We start from the raw sequence: 9,814 nt of genomic DNA on the forward strand, positions 1-9,814 counted from the left end.
ACCGGCCCCCGCACGAACCATCACCCCCCAATTTCGGACGACGGCCGGACAACGGCCGCGGACCCCGGGGGGACTCAGGGAGAGACGTCACCCATGGACCTGACCGAGGAGCAGATCCTCATCCGCGACACCGCGCGGGCGTTCGCGCGCGACCATCTGGCCCCCCACGCCGCCCTCTGGGACCGCGACCACGCGGTGCCGCGCGACGCCCTGGCGGCCATGGGCGAGTTGGGCTTCCTGGGCATGCTGGTCCCCGAGGACTGGGGCGGCGCGGACGCGGATCACGTGGCCTATGCCCTGGCGCTGGAGGAGATCGCCGCCGGCGACGGCGCCACCAGCACCATCATGGCCGTGCACAACTCGGTGGGGTGCATGCCCATTCTCAGGTTCGGCACCGAGGCCCAGAAGCACCGCTTCCTGCCCCCCATGGCGCGGGGCGAAGCCATCGGCGCCTTCTGCCTGACCGAGCCGCAGGCGGGCTCCGACGCCGCCAACCTGAAGACCCGGGCGACGCGCGACGGCGACGGCCACTATATTCTGTCCGGCACCAAGATGTTCGTCACCTCCGGGGCCACCGCTCGCGTGGCCATCGTCTTCGCCGTGACCGACCCGACCGCCGGCCGCAAGGGCATCAGCGCCTTCATCGTGCCCACCGACACCCCGGGCTGGGAGGTCGTGCGCGTCGAGCCCAAGTTGGGTCAGCACGCCTCCGACACCTGCCAGATCGCGCTCAACGACCTGCGCCTGCCGGCCGACCTGCGGCTGGGGGCCGAGGGCGCGGGCTACCGCATCGCGCTCGCCAACCTGGAGGGTGGGCGCATCGGCATCGCCGCCCAGGCCGTGGGCATGGCCCGCGCGGCTTTCGAACACGCCCGCGATCATGCCCGCGAGCGCACCGCCTTCGGCACGGCCATCGCCAATCACCAGGCCGTCGCCTTCCGGCTGGCCGACATGGCCACCCGGATCGAGGCCGCCCGCCACCTGGTTCTGGAGGCCGCGCGGCGGCGCGACGCCGGCATCCCCTGTCTCAAGGAAGCCTGCATGGCCAAGCTGTTCGCCAGCGAGATGGCCGAGCGGGTGTGCTCGGAGGCCCTCCAGACCCTGGGCGGCTATGGCTACATGGCCGACCACCCGGTGGAGCGGATCTATCGCGACGTGCGCGTCTGTCAGATCTATGAGGGCACATCGGACGTGCAGCGCATGGTCATCGGCCGCGCGCTGATGGGGGAATAGGAGACATCAAATCATGCCCGAACCCATCGACTTCTATTTCGACTTCTCCTCGCCCTACAGCTACGTGGCGGCGCACCGGATCGAGGCCCTGGCCCAGCGCCACATCCGCGCCGTCTCCTGGCGGCCCATCCTGCTGGGGCCGGCGATGCAGATCTCCGGCAACCGGCCGCTGGTGGACCAGGCCATGAAGGGCGAGTACGCGACCCGCGACGTGCCCCGCCTGTGCCGGCTCTACGGCATCCCGTTCGCCTGGCCCACGCCCTTCCCCGTCGCCACCCTGGCCGCCATGCGGGGCTTCACCTGGCTGAACGAACAAAACCCGGACCAGGCGATCGCCTTCGCCAAGGCCGTCTTCCACGCCTACTTCGCCGACGGCCGGGCCATCGCCGACGCCGCCGTGACGACCGCCGTGGCCGGCGAGACCGGTATCGACCCCGACGCCTTCGCCGCCGCCATCACCGATCCGACCATCAAGGCCCGCACCAAGGACGCCGTGGACGCATCGATCAAGCGCGGCGTGTTCGGCGTGCCCTTCGTGTTCGTGGACGAGGAGCCGTTCTGGGGCGTGGACCGCCTGCCCCTGGTCGATGAATGGCTCGCGCGCGGGGGATGGTAGCCACGCCGCGCCCGCCTCCGCCCCTCCCTCCGATCGAAGCAACCGCCCGTCAGGACCGCCGCCCATGACCGTGCTCAAGAGTGCCCTGTCCACCCGCTCGGCCGAGTTCCGCGACAACCAGGCGCACATGCGGGCGCTGGTCGATGATCTGCGCGAGAAGGTCGCGGTCATCAAGCAGGGCGGCGGCGAGCGTGCCCGTGCCCGCCATCTGGAGCGCGGCAAGCTGTTGCCCCGCGACCGCGTGCGCACGCTTCTGGACGTGGGCGCGCCGTTCCTGGAGATCTCGCAGTTCGCGGGTTTCGGGGTCTACGAGGACGACGTGCCGGCGGCGGGTGTGATCGCCGGCATCGGCCAGGTGGAGGGGGTCGAGTGCATGGTGGTGGCCAACGACGCCACCGTGAAGGGCGGCACCTACTACCCGCTGACCGTCAAGAAGCACCTGCGCGCCCAGGAGATCGCCCGCGAAAATCACCTGCCCTGCGTCTATCTGGTGGACTCCGGCGGCGCCTTCCTGCCGCGCCAGGACGAGGTGTTCCCGGACAAGGAGCACTTCGGCCGCATCTTCTTCAACCAGGCCAACATGTCGGCCCAGGGCATCCCGCAGATCGCCGTGGTCATGGGCAGTTGCACGGCGGGCGGCGCCTACGTGCCGGCCATGTGCGACGAAAGCATCATCGTCCGCGAGCAGGGCACCATCTTCCTGGGCGGGCCGCCGCTGGTGAAGGCCGCCACCGGCGAGGAGGTCACCGCCGAGGACCTGGGCGGCGCCGACGTGCATTGCCGCACCTCGGGCGTGACCGACCACTACGCCCAGGACGACACCCATGCCCTGCATCTGGCGCGCCGGGTGGTGGCCAACCTGAACCGGCGCAAGACCATCCCCCTGGACATCCGCGCGCCCGAGGATCCGCTGTACGACCCGGCCGAAATCTACGGCGTCATCCCGCGCGACACCCGCAAGCCCTACGACGTGCGCGAGGTCATCGCCCGGCTGGTGGACGGCTCGCGCTTCGACGAGTTCAAGGCCCTCTACGGCCCCACCCTGGTGACCGGCTTCGCCCGCATCCTGGGCTACCCGGTGGGCATCGTCGCCAACAACGGCATCCTGTTCTCGGAAAGCGCGCTCAAGGGCGCCCATTTCGTGGAACTGTGCAACCAGCGTGGCATTCCGTTGGTGTTCCTGCAGAACATCACCGGCTTCATGGTCGGACGGAAGTACGAAAGCGGCGGCATCGCCCGCGACGGCGCCAAGATGGTCACCGCCGTGTCCTGCGCCGCCGTGCCCAAGTTCACGGTGATCATCGGCGGCAGCTTCGGCGCCGGCAACTACGGCATGTGCGGCCGCGCCTACGCGCCGCGCCTGATGTGGATGTGGCCCAACGGACGCATCTCCGTCATGGGCGGCGATCAGGCGGCGGCCGTGCTGGCCCAGGTCAAGCGCGACGGCCTGGAGGCCCGGGGCCAGGACTGGGCGGCCGAGGACGAGGCGGCGTTCAAGGCCCCCATCCGCGACCAGTACGAGACCCAGGGGCACCCGTTCTACGCCTCCGCCCGGCTGTGGGACGACGGCATCATCGATCCCGCCGAAACCCGCATGACGCTCGCGCTGGGCATCTCCGCCTCGCTGAACGCCCCGATCGAGCCGACGCGCTACGGCGTGTTCCGGATGTGAGTCTTTCGTCTTTGCGCGCCCCGGTGATCCCGACGGGTCGCGCGGCGCCGCTCCTTCGGGGCGCCGGCGCGGTCGCGCCGGTGACGGCTCCCCCCTTCCAGGCTCTTCCAGGTTCGAGGATCCGATGACCGACTCCCAGGACACCCTCTCCGTGGCCATCGATGCCCGGGGTGTGGCCACCGTCACCCTGACCCGCCCGGCCGTGCACAACGCCTTCGACGACGCGCTGATCGCCCGCCTGACCGAGACCTTCCGGGCGTTGGGCGCGGACGATGCCGTGCGGGTGGTGGTGCTGGCCGCCGAGGGCAAGAGCTTCTCGGCCGGCGCCGACCTGACCTGGATGAAGCGCATGGCCGGCTATTCGCGCGCCGAGAATCTGGCCGATGCCGGGGCGCTGGCCGACATGCTGGAGACTCTCGACCGCTGCCCCAAGCCCACCCTGGCGGTGGTCCAGGGCGCGGCCATGGGCGGCGGCGTCGGCCTGGTGGCCGCCTGCGACATGGCCGTGGCCAGCACCCGGGCCAGCTTCGCCCTGTCCGAGGTCAAGCTGGGCCTGATCCCGGCGGTCATCAGCCCCTATGTGGCGGCGGCCATCGGCCCACGCGCCTGCCGGCGATACTTTCTGACGGGCGAGCGCTTCGATGCCGAGACCGCGCTCCGCCTGGGCCTGGTCTCCGAACTGGCGGCGCCGGAGGACCTGGAGGCCGCCGCCCAGCGCCTCATCGACGCCCTGCTGGCGGCCGGGCCGATGGCCCAGCGGGCGGCCAAGGACCTGATCCGCGCGGTGGCCTTCCGGGTGCCCGACCAGACGCTCAAGGACGACACCGCCGCGCGCATCGCCGACATCCGCGCCGGCGCCGAGGGGCGGGAGGGCGTCATCGCCTTCCTGGAGAAGCGCCCGCCGGCCTGGACCATCAAGGAGTAGACCACGGATGTTCAGCAAGATCCTGATCGCCAACCGGGGCGAGATAGCCTGCCGCGTCGCCCGCACCTGCCGGCGCCTGGGCATCGCCACCGTGGCCGTCTACTCCGACGCGGACGCCGACGCCCTGCACGTGGACCTGTGCGACGAGGCCTGGCGCCTGGGACCACCGCCGGCCCGCGAGTCCTACCTGCTGGGCGACGCCATCCTGGAGGCCGCGCGGCGCACCGGCGCCCAGGCCATCCACCCCGGCTACGGGTTCCTGTCGGAGAACGCGGCCTTCGCCCGCGCCTGCGCCGAGGCGGGGGTGGTGTTCATCGGCCCGACACCCGAAGCCATCGAGGCCATGGGGTCCAAGTCCGAGTCCAAGCGGCTGATGGAAAAGGCCGGCGTGCCGCTGGTGCCCGGCTACCACGGCGCCGACCAGTCGGACGCGGCCCTGACGGCCGCCGCCGGCGACATCGGCTACCCGGTGCTCGTCAAGGCGTCGGCGGGCGGCGGCGGCAAGGGCATGCGGGAGGTCCGCGCCCCCGCCGACCTGCCCGCCGCCCTTGAGGGCGCCCGCCGCGAGGCCGGCAATGCCTTCGGCGACGACACCTTGCTGGTCGAGAAGTTCCTGGATGCGCCCCGGCATGTGGAGCTTCAGGTGTTCGGCGACACCCACGGTGCCGTCGTCCACCTGTTCGAGCGCGACTGCTCCATCCAGCGCCGCCACCAGAAGGTGATCGAGGAAGCGCCCGCCCCCGACCTGCCCGCCGCCGCGCGCGCCGCCCTGGCCGAGGCCGGGGTGGCGGCCGCCCGGGCCATCGGCTACGTGGGCGCGGGCACCGTGGAGTTCCTCTATCAGGACGGCCGCTTCTACTTCATCGAGATGAACACCCGCCTGCAGGTGGAACACCCGGTCACCGAGATGATCAGCGGCCAGGACCTGGTGGAATGGCAGCTTCGGGTGGCGGCGGGCGAGCCCCTGCCGCTGACCCAGGCGGACCTCGCGGTCTCCGGCCACGCCATCGAGGCCCGGGTCTACGCCGAGGACCCGGCGGGCGGCTTCCTGCCGTCCATCGGCACGCTCCGCCACCTGCGCCCGCCCGCCGAGGGACCGCACGTGCGCGTCGACACGGGCGTTCGGCCCAAGGACTCGGTGTCCATGCACTATGACCCGATGATCGCCAAGCTGGTGGTCTGGGATGCCGACCGCGCCTCGGCCCTGCGGCGGCTGCGCGCGGCGCTGGAGAGCTACCAGGTGGTCGGCGTGGCCACCAATCTCGCCTTCCTGGGGGGCATCGCCGCCCATCCGGCCTTCGCCCGGGGCGAGGTGGGCACCCGCTTCATCGAGACCCACGAGGCCGACCTGTTTCCCGAGACCGCGCCCGCCGGCGACGGCGTGCTGGCGCTGGCGGCGCTGGACGTGCTGTTGCGGCGACGGCGGGAGGCGGCGCGCGCGGCGGCGGGCTCGGGCGATCCCCATTCCCCCTGGCACGTGCCCAACGGCTGGCGGCTCAACGACGAGAACGTCCAGCGCATGGTGATCCGCGACGGCGACAGCCTGCACACCGTCACGGTCCACTACCGCCCCGAGGGATACCGCCTGGACCTGCCCGGCGGATCGCGGCTGGCGCGCGGCGAGATCGACGCCAACGGCGACCTGGTGTGTGACATCGACGGCTTCCGGCGCCGGGTGACGGTGGTCCGCCAGGGGCTGGATCTGGTAATCCTGGATCGGGGCCGGCAGCACCGGCTGACCCTGGACGACCCCGCCGCCCGCGCGTCCGAGCGCGACCAGGGGGCGGGCGGGCTGGTCGCCCCCATGCCCGGCAAGGTCACCCGGGTGCTGGTGGAACCCGGCCAGACCGTGGACAAGGGCGACCCGCTGATGGTGCTGGAGGCCATGAAGATGGAGCACACCATCACCGCGCCGGCCGAAGGGTGCGTCAGCGCCCTGCACTTCGCGACCGGGGATCAGGTGGAGGACGGCGCGCCATTGCTGGACTTCGAGGCCAAGGGAGACTGAGTCATGGGGAGCATCGACGGACGCAGATTGGAGATCCACGCGATTCTCGTGACGTTTGCCCGGGCCGCTTGCAATGCCCAGGGGGTCGCCCGGCGACTCGGGTACCTGGCGGCCGGCGTCGATGAGAGCCTCGACGGCATCCCCGACTTTCACGCCGCCGTGGAAACCCTGGTCAGCGCCGCGCCGGTCACCGAGGCGGCGCGCGCCATGCGGGATCGCCTGAGCGACGAGGACCGGCAGGTGCTGCGCGAGACCCGGGCCGCCCGCGACGAACTGGTCTACGACTTCTTCATCGACCACCCGCTGCTCCCCCCGACCGGCACGCCCGATGCGGCGCTGGTGGAGCGGGCGCGGACCCGCCTGGGCCATCTGGTGGCCATCCTGGACCGGGCCCGGTCCCTGACCGACCGACTGGAATCGGACCTGGCCGAGCCGGACGGATCCGCCGCCCGCTAAAGCAAATCCCGAGCGATCCGAACCGGATCGCGACGACGATTTGCTTAAATATCAGAGTCATAGAGCATGGTCCGTGAGGCCAGAATCACGCACCATGCTCTAACGTCGGACAGGCAACACCAGGGAGGAGACGGACGCCGTGCTGCCGCAATCGGTGAAACTGGTCGAGGTCGGGCCGCGCGACGGCCTGCAGAACGAGCCCGGCGCCGTACCCACGGCCGCCAAGGTGACCCTGATCGAGGCCTTGGCCGCCGCCGGCCTGCCGGTGATCGAGGCCGGCAGCTTCGTATCCCCAAAGTGGGTACCGCAGATGGCCGACACGGCGGACGTCCTGGCCGCCCTCCGGCGGCGGCCGGGCGTGTCCTATCCGGTGCTGGTGCCCAACACCAAGGGGCTGGAGGCCGCCCTGGCGGCGACCGGGGTGGAGGAGATCGCGGTGTTCGGCGCCGCCTCCGAATCCTTCTCCCGGCGCAACACCAACTGTTCCATCGCCGAGGGCCTGGCGCGGTTCGCGGGCGTCATCGCCGGCGCGCGCGACGCGGGGCTGCGGGTGCGCGGCTATGTCTCCTGCGTGCTCGGCTGTCCCTACGAGGGCGCGGTGGAGCCGTCGGCGGTGGCGCGCGTGGCCGGAGAGCTGTTTGACATGGGCTGCTATGAAGTTTCGCTGGGCGACACCATCGGCACGGGAACCCCCCTGGCCGCCCAGCGCATGGTGGACGCGGTGGCCGGGCGGGTGCCGCGTGACCGCCTGGCCGCGCACTTCCACGACACCTACGGCCAGGCGCTGGCCAACCTGCTGGCGGTCATGGAACGCGGCATCGCGACGATCGACAGTTCGGTCTCGGGCCTCGGCGGCTGTCCCTATGCCCGGGGCGCCAGCGGCAACGTGGCCACCGAGGACGTGCTGTACATGCTGAACGGCATGGGGATCGAGACCGGCGTGGACATGGCCGCGCTGCTGCGGGCCGGGGCGGGCATCGGCGCGGCCCTGGGGCGACCGCCGGCCTCGCGGGTCGGGCGGGCGCTGGCGGAGCGCGCCCCCCCCGACGCCGGCGCGGCCTGACGCGATTATGGGCGACCTGGCCGAGGGGGTCGCGGCCGCGCGGGCCTGTACGCTCTGCGCCGATCACCTGCCGCTCGGCCCGCGCCCGGTGCTGCGGGCGCGTCCCTCGGCGCGGCTGCTGATCATTGGCCAGGCCCCGGGGACCAAGGTGCACGCTTCCGGCATTCCCTGGACCGACCCGTCGGGCGACCGCCTGCGGGCATGGCTGGCGATGGACCGCGACACGTTCTATGACGAGGATCGGGTCGCCATCATCCCCATGGGCTTCTGCTACCCCGGCCGCCTGCCGCGCGGCGGCGACGCGCCCCCGCGCCCCGAATGCGCGCCGCGATGGCATCCGCCGCTGCTGGCCGCGCTGCCCAACATCCGGCTCACCCTGCTGGTGGGACAGTATGCCCAGGCGCGCTATCTGGCCCGCCGGCGGGCCGCCACGCTCGGCGAGACCGTGCGCGCCTTCGCCGCCCATCTGGACGACGGGTTGCTGCCCCTGCCCCACCCCAGCTGGCGCAACACCGCCTGGCTCAAGAAGAACCCCTGGTTCGAGGCCGACCTGCTGCCGGTGCTGCGGGCGCGGGTCGCGGCGGTGATGGCGCGCGAGCCGCGCCCCTCTTGATGTCCGCCCCGGGGCGGGCCAATATCCAGTCGCTTGATCCCTTCCTCTCGCCTTGGACCGCGTCTATGGATTCCCGCGACGCCGCGCACGCCAGCCTGGCCGACTACCTGACCGAGAGCCAGGCGGTCCTGTCCCTCACCCGGGACGCCGACCTGTCCGGCGCCCTGGAGCAGGCCGTGGACGCCATCGTCGCCTCGTTACGGGCGCGCCGGCCCCTGCTGGTGTGCGGCAACGGCGGGTCCATGGCCGACGCCCTGCACATCGCCGGGGAACTGACGGCGCGCTTCCTGCTGGACCGGAGCGGCCTGCCGGCCGTGGCACTGGGCTCCAATCCGTCGACTCTGACCGCCTGGAGCAACGACGTCGACTACGCCAGCCAGTTCGCCCGCGAGGTGGAGGCCCTGGGATCGCGGGGCGGCGCGCTGCTGGCGCTCAGCACCAGCGGCAACTCCGCCAACGTGATCGCCGCGCTGGACGCGGCACGAAGCGTCGGCCTGACCACGATCGGCCTCACCGGCGAGGGCGGCGGCCGCATGGCGCCCCTGTGCGACATTCTGTTGGCGGTCCCGTGCCGCTTCACGCCGTTGATCCAGCAGGTGCACCAGGCATTATACCACTACCTTTGCCTGCGCGTCGAAGCCAGGATGGCGTAAGGCCCTATACCGAAAACGACGTCCCGCAGCCGCAGGTCGCGGTCGCGTTGGGATTGCGGATGGTGAAGCCGGCGGCCATCAGATCCTCGGTGTAGTCGATGATGGCGCCCGCCAGCAGCTCCAGGGACGTCTCGTCGATGACCACGCGAATGCCGTGGTCCGCGAACACCCGATCCTCGTCGGCGACCACCCGATCCAGGTCGAAGCGGTACTGGAACCCGGAACAGCCGCCGCCGTCCACCATCACCCGCAGCAAGGGCGGCGGATCGGCCTCGCCCTCGATCAGCGTCCTCACCCGCGCCGCGCAGGCCGGGGTGATGGTGACGGCGGGCGCTTCGCCAGGGGATTGGTCGCCGCTCGCCGATACCGCCAGGGTGTCCACGTCGTCCATCGAAATCCGTCCTCGTCACAGGGAAGGCGTGACGGCGGGCGTCACGGTTTCGAGGCATGTAGGAACCGGGGCGGCCGCTGTCGAGGGGCCAGCAGTTCTCATTTTGAGCTGAAAGGCTTGGACACGGGACACGGGATGTGATTCACCCTCTGGGTGAGGTGGCTTGAAGAGCAAATCGCGGCGC

10 protein-coding genes are annotated in these 9,814 nt (G+C 71.5%); 9 read left to right on the forward strand and 1 reads right to left on the reverse strand.

Features of this window, described 5'->3' with window-relative positions; translation table 11 throughout:
* The first annotated feature begins 93 nt into the window (after positions 1-93).
* The 9 genes from GGD89_RS06480 to GGD89_RS06520 all read left to right on the forward strand — a co-directional run bounded on the left by GGD89_RS06480 (position 94) and on the right by GGD89_RS06520 (position 9,239).
* A complete protein-coding gene (locus tag GGD89_RS06480; protein WP_184043303.1) occupies positions 94-1,233 on the forward strand; it encodes an acyl-CoA dehydrogenase family protein in 1,140 nt (379 codons plus the stop codon).
* 13 nt (positions 1,234-1,246) lie between these two features.
* Positions 1,247-1,849, forward strand: coding sequence for a 2-hydroxychromene-2-carboxylate isomerase (locus tag GGD89_RS06485; RefSeq protein WP_184043305.1), 603 nt, complete (start codon positions 1,247-1,249; stop codon positions 1,847-1,849).
* Between the two features lie 64 nt (positions 1,850-1,913).
* Positions 1,914-3,521 (forward strand): carboxyl transferase domain-containing protein, encoded by a 1,608-nt coding sequence (locus GGD89_RS06490; protein ID WP_184043307.1) that lies wholly within the window; start codon positions 1,914-1,916, stop codon positions 3,519-3,521.
* A gap of 124 nt (positions 3,522-3,645) precedes the next feature.
* Positions 3,646-4,446, forward strand: a complete 801-nt coding sequence (locus tag GGD89_RS06495) for an enoyl-CoA hydratase/isomerase family protein (RefSeq protein ID WP_184043309.1) — start codon at positions 3,646-3,648, stop codon at positions 4,444-4,446.
* A gap of 7 nt (positions 4,447-4,453) precedes the next feature.
* The gene (locus GGD89_RS06500) at positions 4,454-6,454 is read left to right on the forward strand and encodes an acetyl/propionyl/methylcrotonyl-CoA carboxylase subunit alpha (RefSeq protein WP_184043311.1); all 2,001 of its coding nucleotides are present in this window, start codon (positions 4,454-4,456) and stop codon (positions 6,452-6,454) included.
* Between the two features lie 3 nt (positions 6,455-6,457).
* Positions 6,458-6,910 carry a hypothetical protein gene (locus GGD89_RS06505; RefSeq protein WP_184043313.1) on the forward strand — a complete coding sequence of 151 codons (453 nt, stop codon included), beginning with the start codon at positions 6,458-6,460 and terminating at the stop codon, positions 6,908-6,910.
* A 139-nt stretch (positions 6,911-7,049) separates the two neighbouring features.
* A complete protein-coding gene (locus GGD89_RS06510; RefSeq protein WP_184043315.1) occupies positions 7,050-7,973 on the forward strand; it encodes a hydroxymethylglutaryl-CoA lyase in 924 nt (307 codons plus the stop codon).
* A 7-nt stretch (positions 7,974-7,980) separates the two neighbouring features.
* Positions 7,981-8,586, forward strand: a complete 606-nt coding sequence (locus tag GGD89_RS06515; RefSeq protein WP_184043317.1) for a uracil-DNA glycosylase family protein — start codon at positions 7,981-7,983, stop codon at positions 8,584-8,586.
* 65 nt (positions 8,587-8,651) lie between these two features.
* Entirely contained in the window at positions 8,652-9,239 is a 588-nt protein-coding gene (locus GGD89_RS06520) for a D-sedoheptulose-7-phosphate isomerase (RefSeq protein WP_184043319.1), read from the forward strand.
* A gap of 4 nt (positions 9,240-9,243) precedes the next feature.
* Here the strand turns inward: GGD89_RS06520 and erpA are convergent, their stop codons facing one another.
* The gene (gene erpA, locus GGD89_RS06525) at positions 9,244-9,630 is read right to left on the reverse strand and encodes an iron-sulfur cluster insertion protein ErpA (protein WP_184043321.1); all 387 of its coding nucleotides are present in this window, start codon (positions 9,628-9,630) and stop codon (positions 9,244-9,246) included.
* Between the last annotated feature and the right edge of the window lie 184 nt (positions 9,631-9,814).

The organism is Roseospira visakhapatnamensis (assembly GCF_014197915.1).
Classification (GTDB): Bacteria; Pseudomonadota; Alphaproteobacteria; order Rhodospirillales; family Rhodospirillaceae; genus Rhodospira; species Rhodospira visakhapatnamensis.

Bases quoted from the DNA above. Each gene is read 5' to 3' on its own strand.
- GGD89_RS06480 (WP_184043303.1), top strand. From the start codon at position 94: ATGGACCTGACCGAGGAGCAGATCCTCATCCGCGACACCGCGCGGGCG.
- GGD89_RS06485 (WP_184043305.1), top strand. From the start codon at position 1,247: ATGCCCGAACCCATCGACTTCTATTTCGACTTCTCCTCGCCCTACAGC.
- GGD89_RS06490 (WP_184043307.1), top strand. From the start codon at position 1,914: ATGACCGTGCTCAAGAGTGCCCTGTCCACCCGCTCGGCCGAGTTCCGC.
- GGD89_RS06495 (WP_184043309.1), top strand. From the start codon at position 3,646: ATGACCGACTCCCAGGACACCCTCTCCGTGGCCATCGATGCCCGGGGT.
- GGD89_RS06500 (WP_184043311.1), top strand. From the start codon at position 4,454: ATGTTCAGCAAGATCCTGATCGCCAACCGGGGCGAGATAGCCTGCCGC.
- GGD89_RS06505 (WP_184043313.1), top strand. From the start codon at position 6,458: ATGGGGAGCATCGACGGACGCAGATTGGAGATCCACGCGATTCTCGTG.
- GGD89_RS06515 (WP_184043317.1), top strand. From the start codon at position 7,981: ATGGGCGACCTGGCCGAGGGGGTCGCGGCCGCGCGGGCCTGTACGCTC.
- GGD89_RS06520 (WP_184043319.1), top strand. From the start codon at position 8,652: ATGGATTCCCGCGACGCCGCGCACGCCAGCCTGGCCGACTACCTGACC.
- erpA (WP_184043321.1), bottom strand. From the start codon at position 9,630: ATGGACGACGTGGACACCCTGGCGGTATCGGCGAGCGGCGACCAATCC.